Origin of the sequence: Mycoplana sp. BE70 (assembly GCF_031455855.1) — a bacterium.
In the GTDB taxonomy this organism is placed as follows: Bacteria; Pseudomonadota; Alphaproteobacteria; order Rhizobiales; family Rhizobiaceae; genus Mycoplana.
Genome location: NZ_JAVDTM010000006.1, coordinates 1 through 17805 on the forward strand (window position 1 = coordinate 1; position 17805 = coordinate 17805).

General features: G+C 64.3%; 14 protein-coding genes and 1 pseudogene. 4 read left to right on the forward strand and 11 right to left on the reverse strand.

The window, feature by feature from the left end:
- The 7 genes from J2Y48_RS12120 to J2Y48_RS12150 all read right to left on the reverse strand — a co-directional run.
- Positions 1 to 464: glycosyltransferase family protein (locus J2Y48_RS12120; RefSeq protein WP_405030218.1), on the reverse strand; the 464-nt coding region annotated here is incomplete at its 3' end.
- Between the two features lie 78 nt (positions 465 to 542).
- On the reverse strand, positions 543 to 1718 hold the full coding sequence (locus tag J2Y48_RS12125) for an ABC transporter permease (RefSeq protein ID WP_310417802.1): 1176 nt from the start codon (positions 1716 to 1718) through the stop codon (positions 543 to 545).
- Positions 1715 to 2713 (reverse strand): ABC transporter permease, encoded by a 999-nt coding sequence (locus J2Y48_RS12130; RefSeq protein WP_310417805.1) that lies wholly within the window; start codon positions 2711 to 2713, stop codon positions 1715 to 1717. The genes J2Y48_RS12125 and J2Y48_RS12130 overlap by 4 nt, the downstream gene beginning before the upstream one ends.
- A gap of 3 nt (positions 2714 to 2716) precedes the next feature.
- Complete coding sequence (locus J2Y48_RS12135; protein ID WP_310417808.1) at positions 2717 to 4627, reverse strand: ABC transporter substrate-binding protein; 1911 nt, start codon at positions 4625 to 4627, stop codon at positions 2717 to 2719.
- A complete protein-coding gene (locus tag J2Y48_RS12140; RefSeq protein ID WP_310417811.1) occupies positions 4624 to 6513 on the reverse strand; it encodes an ABC transporter ATP-binding protein in 1890 nt (629 codons plus the stop codon). Before J2Y48_RS12140 ends, J2Y48_RS12135 begins: the two co-directional genes overlap by 4 nt.
- 127 nt (positions 6514 to 6640) lie before the next feature.
- Positions 6641 to 7600: a polysaccharide lyase gene (locus J2Y48_RS12145; protein WP_310417813.1), complete on the reverse strand. Its 960-nt coding sequence runs from the start codon at positions 7598 to 7600 to the stop codon at positions 6641 to 6643.
- Positions 7601 to 7784: 184 nt separating this feature from the next.
- Positions 7785 to 9149: an adenylate/guanylate cyclase domain-containing protein gene (locus tag J2Y48_RS12150; RefSeq protein WP_310417816.1), complete on the reverse strand. Its 1365-nt coding sequence runs from the start codon at positions 9147 to 9149 to the stop codon at positions 7785 to 7787.
- Positions 9150 to 9385: 236 nt separating this feature from the next.
- Here J2Y48_RS12150 and J2Y48_RS12155 point away from each other — a divergent pair, with 236 nt between their 5' ends.
- Together J2Y48_RS12155 and J2Y48_RS12160 are read left to right on the forward strand one after the other, a co-directional pair.
- A complete protein-coding gene (locus tag J2Y48_RS12155; protein ID WP_310417819.1) occupies positions 9386 to 10729 on the forward strand; it encodes a nucleotide sugar dehydrogenase in 1344 nt (447 codons plus the stop codon).
- Positions 10730 to 10751: 22 nt separating this feature from the next.
- Complete coding sequence (locus J2Y48_RS12160; RefSeq protein ID WP_310417821.1) at positions 10752 to 11237, forward strand: class I SAM-dependent methyltransferase; 486 nt, start codon at positions 10752 to 10754, stop codon at positions 11235 to 11237.
- Positions 11238 to 11248: 11 nt separating this feature from the next.
- On the opposite strand, the gene J2Y48_RS12165 is transcribed toward J2Y48_RS12160, so the two are convergent.
- From J2Y48_RS12165 to J2Y48_RS12180, 4 genes are all read right to left on the reverse strand, one after another.
- Positions 11249 to 12967 carry an adenylate/guanylate cyclase domain-containing protein gene (locus J2Y48_RS12165; protein WP_310417822.1) on the reverse strand — a complete coding sequence of 573 codons (1719 nt, stop codon included), beginning with the start codon at positions 12965 to 12967 and terminating at the stop codon, positions 11249 to 11251.
- Between the two features lie 198 nt (positions 12968 to 13165).
- Complete coding sequence (locus J2Y48_RS12170) at positions 13166 to 14206, reverse strand: NAD-dependent epimerase (protein WP_310417824.1); 1041 nt, start codon at positions 14204 to 14206, stop codon at positions 13166 to 13168.
- Positions 14207 to 14208: 2 nt separating this feature from the next.
- Complete coding sequence (locus tag J2Y48_RS12175) at positions 14209 to 15525, reverse strand: UDP-glucose/GDP-mannose dehydrogenase family protein (protein WP_310417827.1); 1317 nt, start codon at positions 15523 to 15525, stop codon at positions 14209 to 14211.
- Positions 15526 to 15702: 177 nt separating this feature from the next.
- Positions 15703 to 16047: an MmcQ/YjbR family DNA-binding protein gene (locus J2Y48_RS12180; protein WP_310418839.1), complete on the reverse strand. Its 345-nt coding sequence runs from the start codon at positions 16045 to 16047 to the stop codon at positions 15703 to 15705.
- Positions 16048 to 16456: 409 nt separating this feature from the next.
- Here J2Y48_RS12180 and J2Y48_RS12185 point away from each other — a divergent pair, with 409 nt between their 5' ends.
- Both J2Y48_RS12185 and J2Y48_RS12190 read left to right on the forward strand, forming a co-directional pair.
- A complete protein-coding gene (locus J2Y48_RS12185) occupies positions 16457 to 17044 on the forward strand; it encodes a hypothetical protein (protein ID WP_310417831.1) in 588 nt (195 codons plus the stop codon).
- Between the two features lie 310 nt (positions 17045 to 17354).
- Positions 17355 to 17723, forward strand: a pseudogene (locus J2Y48_RS12190) (terminase large subunit domain-containing protein); the annotation flags it as partial.
- Positions 17724 to 17805 lie beyond the last annotated feature (82 nt).

Sequence of the window (17805 nt, forward strand, 5' to 3'; positions counted from 1 at the left end):
CGCTTCCATTCGGCGTCGAGCAGGTGCGGCGCGTCCATGACGTCGCGCAGGCCCAGCACCAGCGTCGTGCCGCGGGCTTTCAGGTAGGCAAGCGTGTCCTCGACTTCGCCGCGCAGGCCCATCGGTTCCTTGTCGACGATGAAGATGTCCGGCTGGAAGCTCTCGGCGGTGTGCCGAATGATCGATTGCCGCATCTTCAGCGTCTCGTGCAGGTCGATGTGCTGCTCCATCGAGGTGTATTCGCCGTTGCGCAGCTTGATGACGCTCGGGATCTTCACGAAATCGACACGGGCACGATAATCGAAGGCGCCGGCGATCGGCGAGCCAGAAATGATCAGGACGTTGAGGCCGCGGAAGTCCTCGACCAGCGAATGGGCGATGGTGCGGCAGCGCCGCAAGTGGCCAAGACCGAACGTGTCATGGCTGTACATCAAGACCCGGGCGTCTTCCAGGCGACGTGTCATCGGATACTCCCACACAGGTCGAACGACAGAAATAAGAGGCCGTACTAGGATTCGCTAATAATGCACCGCACAATTTTGTTACTTGTAGGGGTCGGCAGCATCCCGCAACCCGTCGCCCAGGAAGTTGAAAGCGAGAATCACGAGGATGACGGGGATCATGGGGAACAGCAGCCATGGGTAGAAGGCGATAACGCTGACGCTGCGCGCCTCGGTGAGCAGGATGCCCCAACTGGTGATCGGCGGGCGCAGGCCGAGGCCGAGGAAGCTGAGGGCGGTTTCGCCGAGGATCATGCTGGGAATCGTGATGGTTGCCGAGGCGATCAGATGCGACATGAAGCCGGGCACGAGATGGCGACCGATGATGCGGCTGCTTTTCGCGCCCATCAGTTGGGCCGCCAGGACATAATCCTCCTCGCGCAGCGCGAGCAGTTTTGACCGCACCGCCCGTGCCAGCCCGGTCCAGTCGAGCAGGCCGAGAATGACGGTGATGCCGAGATAGACCAGGATCGGACTCCAGCTGACGGGCATGATCGCCGCCAGCGCCATCCACAGGGGAATGCTCGGGATCGATTGCAGGACCTCGATGATACGCTGCACGAAAAGGTCAAGGTAGCCGCCGTGGTAGCCGGCGAGGCCCCCGATGACGATGCCGAGCGTGAAGCTGATGGCAATGCCGATCAGGCCGATCGTCAGCGAGATGCGGGCGCCGTAGATGATGCGCGAAAGCACGTCGCGGCCGAGGCGATCGGTTCCGAGCAGGAACATCTCGCCGTCCTTGGCCGGGCAGACCAGATGCAGGCTCGCGTCGAACAGACCCCAGAAGCGGTAGGGATCGCCCGAGCAGAAGAAGCGCAGCGGCTGAACGTCGTTCCGATTGTCGCTGTAGACACGTCTCAGCGTGTCCATGTCGAGCTTCATCTCGCGCCCGTAGACGAACGGCCCGACGAGTTGGCCCTCGTGGAAGAGGCGCACCCGCTGCGGCGGGGCATGAATGAAGTCCATGTTCCGCGTGTGCAGATTATAGGGCGCCAGGAATTCGGCGATGACGATCATCAGGTAGAGCGCCAGCAGGAAGATGCCGGAGGCGAGCGCCAGCCGGTGCTTCTTGAACTTCCACCACATCAGCCGCGTCTGCGAGGCCTGGAAGACCTTCGCCTGCCCGGCGGTCATCGCCTCGACCGAGTAGGGGTCGAAGGGAGCGGTCGAAACGTAGTGCTGCAGGGGGGAGCCGGACGGCGGCAGCGGAGAGTTCATTTGGTGCTCCCGCCTTGGAGTCGGATACGCGGATCGAGAATGGCGAGCGCGATATCGGAGATCAGCACGCCGATGACGGTGAGGAAGGCAAGGAACATCAGGAACGAGCCGGCAAGGTACATGTCCTGGCTCTGCAGCGCCTTGATTAGCATCGGTCCGGTGGTTTCAAGCGACAGCACGATGGCGGTGATTTCAGCGCCGGAAATGATCTGCGGCAGGATCGAGCCGATGTCGGAGATGAAGAAATTCAACGACATGCGCAGCGGATATTTGACCAGCGCGCGGAACGGGTTCATGCCCTTGGCGCGCGCCGTCACCACGTATTGCTTCTGCAGTTCGTCGAGCAGGTTGGCGCGCAGGCGCCGCACCATGCCGGCCGTGCCGGCGGTGCCGATGATGATGACGGGGATCCACAGGTGCTCGAGGATCGACTTCGCCTTATCCCAGCTCATCGGCTCGTTCAGGAACCGCTGGTCCATCAGGTGGCCGATCGAGGTGCCGAACCAGATGTTGGCGAAGTACATCAGGATCAGCGCCAGCATGAAATTGGGAATGGCGAGGCCGAGCAGTCCGATGAAGGTCAGGCCGTAGTCGCCCCAGCTGTACTGGTGGGTGGCGGAGTAGATGCCGATTGGAAAGGCGATCAGCCAGGTGAACAGGATGGTGACGAAGGAGACCAGCACAGTCAGCCACAGCCGGTCGCCGACCACCTCGGAAACCGGCAACTGGTACTCGAAGGAATAGCCGAAATCACCCTTGAGCATCCCGCCGACCCAGTGGAAGTAGCGGATCGGTGCCGGCTGGTCGAAGCCGTAGCGCTCGCGCAGCGCGTCGATCTCCTCCATATCGGCGGCCTCGCCCATGGCCCGGAGTTCCGAGACATAGCTTTCGAAGTAGTCGCCCGGCGGCAGTTCGATGATCGTGAACACGAGGACCGAGATCAAAAAGAGCGTCGGTACCATCACGGCGATGCGCCAAAGGATATATCTCAGCATCGCTTAGGCGCTCCCGTCGAACCAGAACGTGTCGGGCATGTAGACGCCCATGAAGGCGGTCGGGTCGAAGCCGTAGAGGCCTTTTTCCGGCACGTTCCTCATCTTCCTGGAGGTGAGGACCGGCTGCAGCGTGGCATTGACGATGCCGATCGAGAAGACCTGGTCGGTGTAGATCGACAGCATCTCCGTCCAGATCGTCTCGCGCTCGGCCGTCGAGGTTGAGCGCTTCCACTGCTTCATCAGTTCTACCAGCCGCTTTGCCTCGGGAAGGTCCGGCGCCTCGCCCTTCTGCTCGTTGGAGAGATAATGCAGGCCCCAGACCGGCCATTGCAGTTGCTCGTCGCCGGTCGGCGCCAGTGCCGACGGCGACATGTCCGCGGTCGGAATGCCGTTGTCGATGCCCTGCTGCACCGAGATCATGATTTCGCCGCCAAGCGCACGGCTGCGGAACACGTCGCGCTGTGAGGTGCGCACGTGCAGCTTCAGCCCGATCTGCCGCCAGTGGTCGGTGACGAGTTCCAGCACGTCGGTCTCAAGCGTGCTCTCGCCGGCCGATTCGACGATGAGGCTCGCTTCCCGGCCGTCCGGCAGCACACGCAAGTCTTCGTTCTCATTCCAGGTGAGGCCGATCTCATCGAGCAGCTTGTTGGCAAGGTCGCGATCGTACTGCGCCCAGGCGTGCTGGTACTCGGGTTTGAACAGCGGGCTTTGCGGGAGGATCGTGTCGGCGCTTTCGCGCGCCAGCCCGAAGAAGCTCGCCTTGTTGACCTCCTCCCGGTCGATCGCCACCGAAAGAGCCCGGCGGAACCGGACGTCGCGGAAGAGATCGCGCCAGACCTTGTCGCCGCAGTTGAGGTTCGGCAGCAGCGCGATGCGCGAGCCCTGCGTGTGTTCCCACAGGCGGACCCGGACCGGATAGCGTTCCTCCGCGTCCTTCAGGAATGTGTAGTCGGCGAAATCGAGGCCGTATGCCTGGATGTCGGTCTCGCCGGCGCCGGCCTTGGCGGGAATGATGCCGGACGCCGAGACATTCAGCAGCACCCGGTCGATATAGGGCAGTTGCTGGCCGGTCTCGTCGACGCGGTGGAAATAGGGATTGCGCTCGAAGATGAACTGTTCGGCCGGCGGCGCGGTCAGGTTGCGCCACGGGTCGAGGGTCGGCAGGTCGGGGTTTTCCGGGCGATAGGTGCGCGAGCGGTTGATGTGCAGCCCGGTCCAGTCGTCGGTGCCTTCCTCCTCGACCAGCTTCTTCAGCGTCTCGGGGTCGGCATATTTCGGATGGAACTGCTTCATGTAATGGGCCGGCAGCGCCAGCGTCAGCGGTTGCGGCGAGGCGAGGCGCTGCAGGAAGTCGGGGTTCGGAACGTCCCAGGAATAGCGGACAGTCAGTTGGTCGACCACCTCGAAGCGCGGCGGCTGGCCGTCCGAAAGCAGGTCGAGCGGCAGCCCGCGCGGGCGCATCTCCTTGTTGTTGAGCACGTCTTCCCAATAGTAGACGAAGTCGTCGGTGGTGAAGGGGTGGCCGTCCGACCAGCGATGTCCGTCGCGCAGGCGGAGGGTGTAGACGCGGTTTTCGACCTGCTCGAAGCTCTCCAGGATATCCGGTTGCAGCACGAGGTGCTCGTCGATGCCGATCAGGCGGGCATAGCCGTTGATCGTCATCAGGCGGATATCCTTCTGGCCGCCGATGATCATCCGTGCCGAGCCGCCGTACTGGCCGGGGGTCCGCCCCATGGCCGCCAGGTTGATGACGCGCGGCGCCTTCGGAATGCGCTCGGCCATCGGCGGCAGGGAGCCGTCGGCGAGCTTGTCCTTGAAGGATTCGGGTTCGCGCGACGGCGATGCCGCCCGCGCCAGCGATATGGGGAGGCAGGTGGAGGCAAGCAGGCCGAGAAGGGTTCGACGCGTGATCACGGGCGCAGCTCCTTCACATCCGCAGTCCGGCGGGCCAGCACGAGATGGCCGTCGCCGAGATCCACCGTCGTCAGCCCGTCGCCACCGGAATCCCGCTGGAACTGGACGGACCAGTTGCGCATGTCGCTGGCATTCGCGGCCTTAAGTGCCGAGAAATCCAGCGGCCGGTCGAGGTCGGGGAAGGGGACAGCCGCAAGGAGCGACTTCGTATAGGGATGAACGGGCGCACGCATGAGCGTTTCACGCGGCGCAAGCTCGACGATTCGCCCTGCGCACATCACCGCAATCCGGTCGGCCATGTAGTCGACGACGGCCAGATTGTGGGAAATGAAGAGATAGGTCAAGCCGAGGTCTTTTTGCAGATCCTTCAAGAGGTTGAGGATCTGTGCCTGCACCGACACATCAAGTGCCGAGACCGGTTCGTCGCAGATGAGCAGTTCCGGCCCGAGCGCAAGCGCCCGCGCGATACCGATTCTTTGGCGCTGGCCGCCGGAAAACGAATGCGGATAGCGGTTCAGGTATCGCCGGTTGAGACCGATCACCTCCATCAGCGCGCCGACCGTCTCCAGGCGGGATTTCGCCGTGCCACGGTCGTGGATCTCCAACGGTTCGGCGAGGATGTTCTGCACGGTCATGCGCGGCGACAGCGACGAAACCGGATCCTGGAACACCATCTGGATCTTGGCGCGCAGCTTCTGCAGGTCGCCGCCCTCGGCCTTGAGCACGTCGACCGGCCCGTCGCGATCGTTGAAGGTGATCGAGCCGGAATCGGGTGTCACGGCACGCATCAGCATCTTGCTGACGGTCGTCTTGCCGCAGCCGCTTTCGCCGACGAGGCCGAGGCATTCGCCGCGGCGGATGTCGAAGCTGACCCCGTCGACCGCGCGCACCGGCGCCTCTTCCGACCTTCGGAAGAAGCCACCCTTGCGGATCTGGAACGACTTGCTGACGTCGCGCACCGAGAGCAGGACTTCCGAGCCGGCCGGCTCCCTTGGACCCGCGGTGCCAAGCAGGTGCGAGGCGTTGACCGGCACCTCGCGCAGCGCCTTCAGCCGTTCGCCGGGCTTCATGTCGAAATGCGGCACCGCAGCCATCAGGCCCTTGAGGTAGGGGTGGGTGGGGCGGCGGAAGATGGCTTCGACCGGACCCGCCTCCATGACCTCGCCGTGGAAGATCACCACCACCTCGTCGGCGACGTTGGCGACGACACCGAGATCATGGGTGATCAGCAGCATCGCCATGTTGAGCTCTTGCTGCAGGTCCTTCAGAAGCCTGAGGATCTGCGCCTGGATCGTCACGTCGAGTGCGGTGGTCGGCTCGTCGGCGATCAGGAGTGCCGGCCGGCAGATCAGCGCCAGCGCGATCATGGCGCGCTGGCGCATGCCGCCGGAAAGCTCGAACGGATACATGTTGAAGGCGCGCTCCGGCTTAGCGAAGCCGACCAGCCGCAGCATTTCTATCGTGCGTTCGTAGCGCTCGTCCTTGCTCATGTCCTCGTGGATGGTGAGCACCTCGCTCACCTGGTCGCCGATGGTGTGCAGCGGCGACAGCGAGGTCATCGGTTCCTGGAAGATCTTGCCGATGCGCCGGCCACGGATGGAGCGGATGTCCGGTCCATCCTGCGACAATTGCAGGATATCGGTCTGCTCGCCGGTGAGCGGATCGTTGAAAAGGATACGGCCGCTGGCCGTGGCGATGCGTGGCAGGATGCGCATGACCGACTGGCTGATGACGGACTTGCCCGAACCCGACTCGCCGACAAGCGCGGTCACCTTGCCGGGGAGAACCCGCAGGCTCGCGTTTTTCACGGCATCGACCTGCCCACCGAGCATGGCAAAGGAGATGCTGAGATCTTCGATCCGCAACAGATCCGCCCCTAAGATCATGCCCGGAAAATCCTTCGGTTACGTTTTGTGCCCTATATTCAGGACAGTAACGGAGGCTTTACGGCCTGTCCATCGTATTTGCCTACAGTCTCACGTGCTGACATTGGCGCTTAATATTGAAGTAAAATCAAGGGCTTGGAGTGCCTTCTGCCGCCGTCTCTGCCCGTAGCGCCGCCAAGCCGGCAGGTCCCAGCACGTCTTCGCTGCGGGTGGAGCGGCGAAAATTGTCGTAGTAGAGCGACCATCCGCCGTGCGCGGCCGAGCGGTATGGGCCGAACTTGAAATATTGCCGGGCGCCAAGCCCCTGTTCGGCGTGGCCGACATGGCCGCGCACGGTCACGACCCAGCGGTCGTTGGCGAAGAGTTCGATGTGGCCGCTGCCGTCCGGCCCCGGTCGGGTCATCACCGCAAAATCGATCCAGCCGCTTTGCGGCGCCGGCAGGCCGTTGCCGCGGTCGACCATGGCAATCCGATCGGTGTAGGCCTTGAACAGGCGTCCGTCGCGCGGCTCCCAATGCGGGTCTGTGGCGACGAGCGCACGCATCTGCCGCTTTTCCGGCCGCAACCAGACCGGCGTGAGGCCCGGTGTGCCGGCGGAAACGGGAAGGCTGCTCTGACCCACCGGAAAGGTTGTTTCGACGGTCGCAAACAGCCGGCCCCGTACCAGGCGCAGCGCCAGGAAGGGACTGAAGTCACCTTTCGCGCCCGGCCCGATTTCGCGCTTCCACTGGGCAATCAGATGTCGGTGGTCGTCCTGCGGGATGGGGTCGGCGAAGCGGACCGAGAAGCCGTACCAGACGGCCTTGTCATAGGGCACGCGCAGCGCCGTGCGTTCCCACACCTCCGCCCGTTCGCTGCGGTGGCGCTTGCCGTTCCAGATCGGCCGCACGCTGAGCTTGAGCGCGCCGGCGCTGCCATGGGTGACCTCGCGCTGGAACTCGACGGTGCCGGCGCTCTGCTCGGCATTCTCGCGATAGTAGAGCCCGCCCGCGGGCGAGAAGCCGTCGCCCTCGAAGCCATCGATCAGTCTCGCCTCCCAGGCGGACCCGTTGGATTCGCCACCCGTCGCATTCGAGTCAGGCCCCATCAGGATCATCCCTGTTCGTGACGAGATATCTGTCTGAGGGAGGCAAACATGCATCAGTCCCGGACGTTTTTCAAATCCGGGCGACCTGACGCGAGGACGCCTCGCCCTGCCGATCCACCCGCGCAGTTCGGCTGATCGCCAGCTCCAGGGAGCCGCTCATCAACATTTCCTGACCGGCCCGACGTTAATTGAGCCCGCGTGCGATCATCGGCACTTTCGATTTCTGTTCACCGTTGGGCGTCGAGCGGGCATCACGATAGAGCAGCATGACCTGCTCGGCCTCCGAACGCCCGTCGCGGTCCACGGCTTCCATCGCCTCGGCGCGGTCGAGCTTGAGGTTGGTCTGGCCGGGCAACAGCACGGTGAGCTTCTGGCGCACGCCGCGCAGCTTTTCCTGGCCGAGCGTGACCCATTCTCCGCCGCAGTAGGTGGCGAAGGTCTGGCTTGCGACGATCGACTGCGAATACTTTTTCGTCAGCCCCTGGAGCCGCTGCACCTCGTTCACGGCCGAGCCAAAGGCGGAGAAGGTGAGGCGGTCCTTCAGCCCGACATTGCCGAACATGACGTTGCCGACATGCAGGCCGACCCCGTAGCGGATGTCCGCCAGCCCATCCTTGCGGCGCCTGGCGTTGAGTTCGTTCATGCGCATCGTCGCAAGGCGGACGGCCGACATCGCCGCCCGCGCCGCGACCTGCGAGGGTTCACGGTGGCGGCCGCAAGGATAGACCGCCAGGAACCCGTCACCAATGAAGCTGAGGATCTCGCCGCCGTTGCGGTTGAACGGCATCGCGATGGCGTCGAAGAACTGGTTGAGGGTGTCGATATAGGCCTGCCGGCCTTCCTTCTCGGCGAGAACCGTCGACTGGCGCATGTCCGCCATCACCAGGGCGGCGCGGATGGTCTCGCCGTCGCCGCGGCGGATCTGGCCGGAGAGCACGCGCCTGCCGGCATTGCCGCCGAGATAGGTCATCAGCATGTTGTCGGCGAGCTTGCCGAGCACGGCCATCTTGGCGGCGACGGCGAGACTGTTCTGGACCTTCAGAAGCGCCTCGATGACGTTGTCGTTGAAGCCTTCGGGGGCGTCGGTCGACCAGGAGCCGACCATGCCCTGGCCGGGCGATTCGCCGAAGGACTGGACGAACGCCATGTAGTCGGTCACGCCGACCTTCTTGAGGTCATCGAAGACCGGGAACTCGGACGGAGCCGTCGGATCGATGCGGCGGCGCAGGTGGTCGAGGTTGTTGTTGAGCAGGTAGTAATAGGGGCTGAGCAGGAACCGGGACGGCTCGGTATCCGCACCGGACGCCCGGAAACCTTCGACGGTGACGCCCTGGCCGCGCATCCAGGTGAAGCCCAGCGCGTCGTAGAGCGGATGCAGCATCGAAAAGCTCAGGTGGACACGCAACAGCGGCAGGCCCGCCGCGGCAAGCCGTTCGCAAAAGCCTGTGATCAGATATTCCAGGCTTTCGCCGCTCAGGGCGGTGGTTTTCAGCCACGCCGAAACGCGGTCCAGGAGGATGTTTGAGACGTCGGCCACGCGCGTGTTCATCGCTTGTCCCTGTGTCGGTGTGGAGCCCGCCCGCTTTGCTCGAAAACACGTCGCCCGATCATTGCCCGACGGGGCGACGCGTCCGAATGATATAAGTGAGGGGCCATCCCAAAACCAGAAGGAGGAGAAAGAAAACTGTTTCCCGTTTCTCGCTTCAATTTTCCGTCATTCGCGGCGTGCTTGACGCCGAATGGATTTGTCCGCAAAGGATAGCTCACGATTGAACGGGTGCACGCTTGACCTCGCTGCCTTCTTCCGCCGAACATCTCCTGCAGGCCATTGCGCGGAAAAGCGCGCGCGCCGGCGTCATTGGGCTTGGCTACGTGGGTCTGCCGCTTGCGATGGCGATTGCGCGAAACGGCTTTTCCGTCACCGGATTCGACATCGACCCGGCAAAGATCGTCGCGCTTGACGCCGGCCGATCCTACATCGAAGCAGTACCGGACGCAGCCCTCAAGGCCGAGACTGAAGCGGGCCGGTTCCGCTCGACGACCGATTTTTCGCAGCTCTCGGCCTGCGACGTGATCGTCATTTGCGTGCCGACGCCGCTGACGAAGCATCGCGAGCCGGACATGTCCTATGTCGTCAAAACCGCCGAGGCGGTGGCGCAGACATTGCGCCCCGGCCAGTTAGTCGTGCTGGAATCGACCACCTATCCGGGCACGACGGACGAGCTGGTGCGGCCGATCCTGGAGGCTGGCGGGCTTCGTTCGGGGACAGACTTCTTCCTCGGGTTTTCGCCGGAGCGCGAGGATCCAGGGAATCGCGACTTCGACACGGCGACGATTCCGAAGATCGTCGCCGGCGACGGTCCGGCGGCCTCTGCGCTGATGCAGGCTTTCTACGGCGCCGTGGTGAAGGCGATCGTGCCGGTGTCCTCCAACGCCACCGCCGAGGCGGTGAAGCTGACCGAGAACATCTTCCGCGCCGTCAACATCGCCCTCGTCAACGAGATGAAGGTGCTCTACGAGGCGATGGGCATCGACATCTGGGAGGTGGTCGACGCGGCGAAGACGAAGCCGTTCGGCTACATGCCGTTTTATCCTGGACCGGGCCTTGGCGGACATTGCATCCCGATCGACCCGTTCTACCTGACGTGGAAGTCGCGCGAATTCGAGCTGCCCACCCGTTTCATCGAGCTCGCCGGCGAGATCAATTCGGGCATGCCGCGCCATGTCGTCGGCCGCCTTGCAGCGGCGCTGGACATCCGGCGCGGCAAGGCGCTCAGCCGCTCGCGCGTCCTCGTCATCGGGCTCGCCTACAAGAAGAATGTTCCCGACATTCGCGAAAGTCCCTCGTTGAAGCTGATCGAACTGATCGAGGAGCGCAAGGGCGAGGCCGACTATCACGATCCGTTCGTTCCGGAGATCCCGAAAACCCGTGAATACATGGCGCTGAAGGGACGGCAATCGGTGGCGCTGGACGAGGCGACGGTCGCGAGCTACGACGCCGTGCTGATCGCGACGGATCACGACGCGATCGATTACGCCGCGCTGGCGCGCTGGTCGCCGCTGGTCATCGACACGCGCAACGCTTTCGCCCGGCGCGGGATCGCCGGCGACAATATCGTCAAGGCATGAGGCATAGGAGAGTTTACGGGCAATGAGCCGTCTCGACAGTTTCATTCGCCGCCTGACGGCACAGCGCGATATCCTCAATCACATTCGCCACGATCTGGATATGCCGCCCGCCGGAACGGTCATGGAGATCGGCCTCGGCAACGGGCGGACGTTCGACCACCTGCGTGAATGCTTTGCCGGTCGCCGGATCGTTGCCTTCGATCGCGAGTGCCGGGCGCATGCGTCCTCCGTTCCGGATGCGGAGAACCTGGTGCTGGGCGAGATCAACGAGACCGGCAAAGTATTCGAGACGGGAACGGCGGCGCTTGTCCATGCCGACATCGGCACGGGTTATGCCGACAGGGACGCCATGACGCTGACCTGGCTGCCGCAGATGGTTGCCGGCATGCTGGCGACCGGCGGCATTGCCGCGAGCGGCCTGCCGCTCGACCACCCGGCGTTGCAATCCCTGACTGTGCCCGAAAGCGTTCCGGCAAACCGGTATTTCCTCTACCGCAAGATCTCCTGACCCGCAGCGCGTCACGTCGCGAAGCGCCGGCTCTGTTCCTCGGAAATCAGGTAGACCCGCATCGAGGCGCTGCGGCCGCGAATGGCAACCTCGCTGCTTTCCAGCCCGTCGACCGCCATGCCGGACTGCAGCAGGGCGGGCTCGGAGACGACGATCGCGATGTCGTTCTCCTTGGCCGTCGTCTCGAGACGGCTTGCAACATTGACGGTGTCGCCGATCGCCGTCAGGCTTTTTGTCGCCCCGTAGCCCATGACGCCGACCACGCCGGGGCCGGTGTGGATTCCGATCGCGATTCGCAATTGCACGGCAAAGTCGCGTGACAATTCGTCGTTCAACTGGCCGAGATCACGCACGATCGCAGCCGCCGCCGACAGCGCCTGGCGGCTGGCGTTCTCCCGTTTGCCGCCAAGGCCGAACAGGGCCATTGCGCCGTCGCCGATGAACTTGTCCAGCCGGCCGCCGGCCTGTTCGACGGACTGGCCGACGACGGCGAAATAGCGGTTCAGCAGGAAGACGACGTCATAGGGAAGGCGCGCTTCCGACAGGTCGGTGAAGTCCCTGAGGTCGCAGAACAGCACGACGATGTCTTCCTCGCGGCCCGGGCGGACCGGTTCAATGGGTGCGGGAAGGCCGTCGTCGGCGTTGGGAGCCATCAGCAAGGCGACGCTGAGATCGGCGGTGGGGTGAAGCTGGCAGCCGAGCCGGACGCCGGGATCGGCATGGATGCGGGCGAGGGTCGCGGCCTCGATCGGCCCTGGCGGCGGCAGCGGGGCATCACTTTCAAGGACACGGACTTGGCAGGTCGAGCATCGGCCCTTGCCGCCGCAGACCGAGTAATGCGGCACGTCGCCATAGCGGCTGCCCTCGAGCAGGCTCAGGCCGCGCGGCGCACGCACGAGCGCGCCGTTCGAGTAGCGGATCGTGATCTGCGAGGCGCGCTCGGCCAGCATCCGCAGTCTTCTGAGGAAGAGAACCAGGGCGATCGCGCCGAGGAAGACAAGGTATAGTCCGGCCTTGATGCGGCCGAGCCCTTCGGCGACGATGGCCGGGTCGACCAGCGGAGCGTGCGCCGTAAGGCTGCGCGGATAGGTGGGGTCGAGAAGCTGCGGGGCGCTTCGCGCGAGGTGGGCGAGCGTGCGGCCGGCCTCGGCAAAGCCGAGAAGCGCCAGCGCGGGAACGAGGATCGCGGCGGTCAGAAGGTAGGGCGAAGCGGTCCGGTACCAACTGCGAAAGCGCAGCCAGAAATAGACGCCGATGCAGGCATGCGCCCAGATCACCAGGAGGGCAATGACCTGGCGGGCACCCTGCAGCGGATTGACCACCCACAGGCTGCGGACGACCGTTCGATAGTCGACGATGATCCCGTATAGCGGCTGCGACAGACGGGCGGGAACGGCGTGCTCGATGATCAGGAAGGGGATCAGCAGGCCAAGCACGATCTGGGCGGCCTCGCGCGCCGGCATGCGAAGCGTGCGGCGCAGATAGACCGATCGCAAAACCAGGAGAACGTGCGTGACGACGGCGCCGTAGAGCAGGGTCGTGCCGACCGGGTTGCGCCAGATCGCGGAGAACGCCTTTAGCACCCGGTCGGCGGTGTTGAGCGATATGAGCAGGGTCGCGTGGTTGGCAAAGTGCATCGCCACGAAGCTGAGCATGACGAGGCCGGAACCGAGGCGCAGTTTCTGCAAGAACCGTTCGGAGGAAATCAGCGCCACGATGGCCTTTGTCATGATCGGTCCTGGGCGGTTTCAACGCTGTTCAGCCGGCCGAGTCCGGCCGAGTCTTGGATCAAAGCTAGGATAACAACGAGATAGTCCGACGTCAGCCTCGGTAAAAGGTGCCGGTTCGTTGACGCAGCGTCGCCCATCCAGCGATTGCCGCGAATCGAGCATCCCTGCGGCGCGGCCAGTACGGCGGCGACGTGGGCTTCAGACTGGTGGTCCGCTGCGGGCCGCCGGCTGGCTGGCGTAATGGTCCCGATACCAATCGACGAAGTCCTTCACGCCTTCGGCGAGCGTGGTCGCCGGCTTGTAGCCGGTGAGCGCGTACAAAAGGTCGGGGCTCGCAAAGGTGCGCGGCGGATCGCCTTGCTGCATCGGCAGGAACTTGCGACGCGCCGGCCGGCCGAGCGCGTCCTCGAGCGTCGCGACGAAATCCATCAGCCCGACCGGCCGGCCGCCGCCGATGTTGACGATACGGAACGGCGCTTGGCGCGACAGGGTGTCGAGCGTCGCCGGGGCGTGGACGCGGTTCTCCTCCGACGGGATGACGGCGGACAGGCGCAGCATGCCCTCGACCAGATCGCCGACATAGGTGAAGTCGCGGCTCATCCGGCCTTCGCCGTAGAGTTCGATCTCGCGCCCTTCGAGGATGGCGTTGGTGAACTTGAACAGCGCCATGTCCGGCCGGCCCCAGGAGCCGTAGACGGTGAAGAAGCGGAACGCGGTGGTCGGCAGCCGGTAGAGGTGGGCGTAGCTGTGCGCCATCACCTCCATCGCCTTCTTGCTGGCGCCGTAGATCGTCAGCGGCTCGTCCGCCCGGTCGCTCTCACGGAACGGGACGGTTTCGTTGGCGCCGTAGACCGAGGAGGTGGAGGCGAGCATCAGATGGCGGACACTGACCAGCCTGGCGGCCTCCAGAAGGTTCCATGTGCCGAGGATATTGGTGTCCACGTAGGACTTCGGCTCTTCCAGGCTGTAGCGGACCCCCGCCTGGGCGGCCAGGTGAACGATGACGTCGGGCTGGGCCGCCTCCACCACCTCCTTGAGAGGTCCGGCCTCCTCCAGCATGAGGCGATGAAAGCGGTAGGTCGGGAACTGGGCGAGCGCGGCGTTGCGCGCTTCCTTGAGGCTGACGTCGTAATACTGCGTCATCCCGTCCAAGCCGACGACTTCGTGTCCTTCCTCCAAGAGCCGCCGGGCGAGATGAAAGCCGATGAAGCCGGCCGTGCCGGTGATGAAATAACGCATGATCAGTCCCTGTCGCTGCCGCGGCCGACGCCGACATACTCGAACCCGTGCCGTCGCACTTCCTGCTGGGGGTAGACGTTGCGCAGGTCGACGAAAATCGGCGAGGCCATCGTTGCGTGCAGCCGGCGGAAGTCAAGCGCGCGGAACTCGTCCCATTCGGTGACAAGCACCAGCGCCTCCGCCCCGGCGGCGATGGCGTAGGGGTCGCTGCCGAACTCGACCCCCGACAACAGTTGCTCCGCCCCCTTCATGCCTTCGGGATCAAAGGCGGCGACGCGGGCGCCGTGATCCTGCAGGGCCTGGATGATGGTGAGGGACGGTGCCTCGCGCAGGTCGTCGGTGTTGGGCTTGAAGGTCAGCCCGAGCACGGCGATCCGCTTGTCGCGCACCGAGCCGCCGCAGGCGGCGATCACCTTGCGGGCCATGGCCCGCTTGCGGTTGTCGTTGATGGCGACCGTCGTCTCGATCAGGCGCACGGGGCTTTCGGCGTCGCACGCCGTCTTGACGAGCGCGAGCGTGTCCTTGGGAAAGCAGGAGCCGCCATAGCCCGGGCCGGCATGGAGAAACTTGTCGCCGATGCGCTTGTCGTAGCCGATGCCTCTGGCGACCTTCTGCACGTCCGCGCCGAGGCTTTCGCAGAGGTCGGCGATCTCGTTGATGAAGGTGATCTTCATGGCGAGGAACGCATTGGCGGCGTACTTGATCAGCTCCGACGTGCGGCGTTCGCAGAAGAACAGCGGGCCTTGATTGAGATGAAGCGGCCGGTAGACCTCGGTCATCACCGCGATGGCGCGCGGGTCCTCGGTGCCGACGACGATGCGGTCAGGGCGCTTGAAGTCGCCGATTGCGGCACCCTCGCGCAGGAACTCCGGGTTCGACACGACCGACACGTCGGCCTCGGGATTGGTCTCCCGGATGATGCGCTCGACCTCGTCGCCGGTGCCGACGGGCACGGTCGACTTGGTAACGACCACGGTGTAGCCGTCGACGGCCTTGGCGATCTGGCGCGCTGCAGCGTAGACATAGGTGAGGTCCGCATGACCGTCGCCGCGGCGCGAGGGCGTTCCAACGGCGATGAACACGACGTCGGCCCAGGCAACGGCCGCGTCCAGATCAGTGGAATAATTCAGGCGGCCGGCTTCACTGTTCGATGCGGCCAGCTCCTGCAAGCCCGGTTCGTAGATCGGAATCTCGCCCTTCCGCAGCGCCTCGATTTTCTCGGCGACATTGTCCACGCAGACGACCTCATGGCCGAAATCGGCAAAGCAGACGCCGGAAACAAGACCGACATAGCCGGCGCCAATCATCGCAATTTTCATAGGCTCGCTTTCGATTGCCTGGGTTGAGTCGTGTGAAAGGACTCTTTTCGTCTCAATATGGAGGATCGCCGAGGGCCCGGCGATCCAGCGCGACTCTTATTCACCCGGGTAAAGAAAGGAAATCACAAATTTCAGCCGCCTTGTCCTCGGTGTGGAAAGTGGCTTCAAACGGGCGTCTCAGTGCCTGGTGGCACCGTCATTTTCGCCGGCGGTGGCTACGGGTGCAACATTGCGCCAGGCCGTCTGGACGATGTGGTGGACGGTATCGACTTCGGCGCTGTCGAAGTAGAGCGAGGTCCAGCCCCTGTGGCCCCAGCCGCCGGGAACGGCGGCGCAAAGGCCGGGTTGCGTTTCAACCAGCATGGCCTGCTGGTGGCGCGTCAGCTTGCAAACGGCGCGACCGGCCTCCGGCAGGGTCAGGAAGATGCGGCCTGCCACCCGGAAGTCGCGCTTGCCGAAATGGGCATTCTCCTCGGTGCCGGGCAGGGCCAGCGCCATCTGAACAAGATCCTCGGACGTCATGCAAAAAAATAGCACGGATCTGGTCCGCCCGGAAGGTAACAGCTTAGGGAGCAAGGTGCGGCCGCGAGAAGGGCTTCTCGCAAAATAGGAAAAAAATCCTTGACAGCGTGACGGTGGTTTGCTAGTGTTGGCCTACAGTCGGAAAAGTGCGGGCGGAGAGATCGCCCGACGACCGGAAGTCGCGGCGAGGTCCCGGAAGAAGAAGAGATCGCTACCGGGGAAACGCGTCGACGACGCAAACGTTGGTATCGGCCAGATTTGCCGGGAGGCCTTCGGCCAGTCCGGAGCCCAACAGCGACCGGTTTCCACCAAGGTGATATCCGCCCGCCGGCTGGCTGGCACAGAGCTGAGACAGAAGCGCCCATTCTCACCGGAATGCGGCGCTTTTTCCATTTCCGGAGCAATGGTCATGCACACCTTCGATGACATCGATGCCGACCTTTTCGGCATGCCCGCAACGGACCTTGCTTATGATGGAGGCACACGGCCGGACCGCTGGGAAGAAGGCCGCGTCGAAAGGGCGACCGTACTCCTCGACATGAAAGCGGACAGCGGTGGCGAGCCGCTCGATGAGATGCAGACGATGCTCTCCGAAATGACGAAGGAGCTGCGCGAGCGCTTCCAGCGGTTCCAGAGCCAGCGCCGCACGGCCGAGCACGTGGCGGATGCGGCCGAAGACGAAGCAGACCGCAAGCTTGCCCAGGCGGACGCGAAGGCGGCGATCGAGGCCGTTTCGCTGATCGTGCGAACGTTGGAAAAAATCGACAGCCTGCAGCGCGCAATCTTAAGCGAGCGGCGCGATGCCGACGAGCGTCGCGGCGAGGTTGCCGACTACGATGCGGTGGTCGCCGAGTTCGACCGCCGGGTCAATGCGAAGGTGCAAGCCTACATCGAGCAATGGAAGGCCGATCATGAGCGATGCGGAACGGGGTCGGCCGCCGATCCGGGAATGGGGCCGGCAAAGGGGGCTGGCGAAGACGGAGCGAACAGCCCGTGAGCGGCGCCGGCTCGCAAGGAACATTCGCAAAGCACTCCAGGACATGGCGGGCCGCATGGCGACAGAAGTGGAGCGGATCGGCGAACGGCGTGAGACGCTCCGAATGGGCGTCCTCGAACAGGTCGACCGCCTGGAGCGGGGCAGCCACGAAGGCGGCGCTGTAACGGCCCCCGTGGCTGACGGGTACGATGCGGACGTTGCTGCCTCCATTCGCCCGGGACCGCTCGAAGCTGATGGGCACGCCCCGCCGGAGAACCGTTCGCTCGATTTTGGAGACCCGTCCTGCACCGCACAGGTCCTCAGCCAGGCGATGCGGCTTTGGCCGATGGAGCGGCATCCGTCGCAGGAGGAGCCCGAGGGGGACTGGCGGGTGTGGCTGCTGATGGGTGGGCGCGGATCGGGCAAGACGCGCGCCGGCGCCGAGTGGGTGCACGAGAGCGCGCTGCGAGAGCCGAAACTGAGGATCGCGCTGGTGGCGGAAACGCTGGGTGACGCGCGCGAGGTGATGGTCGACGGCGTATCGGGCATTTGCCGGATCGCGCGCGGACAGCGCCCGGAGTTCGAAGCCTCGCGCCGGCGGCTGGTCTGGCCGAACGGTTCGATCGCGCAAATTTTCTCGTCCGAGGATCCCGAAAGCCTGCGCGGGCCGCAATTCCATCTTGCCTGGTGCGACGAGTTGCACAGTAGCATTGTTAGTGGGGGCGTCAACCGAAAAACGCGTGCAAACACAAGCATTTAAGTCAATCAAACTCTTTTGGTTG

What these genes read in the sequence shown, in the direction of transcription:
- J2Y48_RS12125 (WP_310417802.1), bottom strand. Translation starts at nt 1,718, where the DNA reads ATGAACTCTCCGCTGCCGCCGTCCGGCTCCCCCCTGCAGCACTACGTT.
- J2Y48_RS12130 (WP_310417805.1), bottom strand. Translation starts at nt 2,713, where the DNA reads ATGCTGAGATATATCCTTTGGCGCATCGCCGTGATGGTACCGACGCTC.
- J2Y48_RS12140 (WP_310417811.1), bottom strand. Translation starts at nt 6,513, where the DNA reads ATGATCTTAGGGGCGGATCTGTTGCGGATCGAAGATCTCAGCATCTCC.
- J2Y48_RS12145 (WP_310417813.1), bottom strand. Translation starts at nt 7,600, where the DNA reads ATGGGGCCTGACTCGAATGCGACGGGTGGCGAATCCAACGGGTCCGCC.
- J2Y48_RS12150 (WP_310417816.1), bottom strand. Translation starts at nt 9,149, where the DNA reads ATGAACACGCGCGTGGCCGACGTCTCAAACATCCTCCTGGACCGCGTT.
- J2Y48_RS12160 (WP_310417821.1), top strand. Translation starts at nt 10,752, where the DNA reads ATGAGCCGTCTCGACAGTTTCATTCGCCGCCTGACGGCACAGCGCGAT.
- J2Y48_RS12165 (WP_310417822.1), bottom strand. Translation starts at nt 12,967, where the DNA reads ATGACAAAGGCCATCGTGGCGCTGATTTCCTCCGAACGGTTCTTGCAG.
- J2Y48_RS12170 (WP_310417824.1), bottom strand. Translation starts at nt 14,206, where the DNA reads ATGCGTTATTTCATCACCGGCACGGCCGGCTTCATCGGCTTTCATCTC.
- J2Y48_RS12175 (WP_310417827.1), bottom strand. Translation starts at nt 15,525, where the DNA reads ATGAAAATTGCGATGATTGGCGCCGGCTATGTCGGTCTTGTTTCCGGC.
- J2Y48_RS12180 (WP_310418839.1), bottom strand. Translation starts at nt 16,047, where the DNA reads ATGACGTCCGAGGATCTTGTTCAGATGGCGCTGGCCCTGCCCGGCACC.
- J2Y48_RS12185 (WP_310417831.1), top strand. Translation starts at nt 16,457, where the DNA reads ATGCACACCTTCGATGACATCGATGCCGACCTTTTCGGCATGCCCGCA.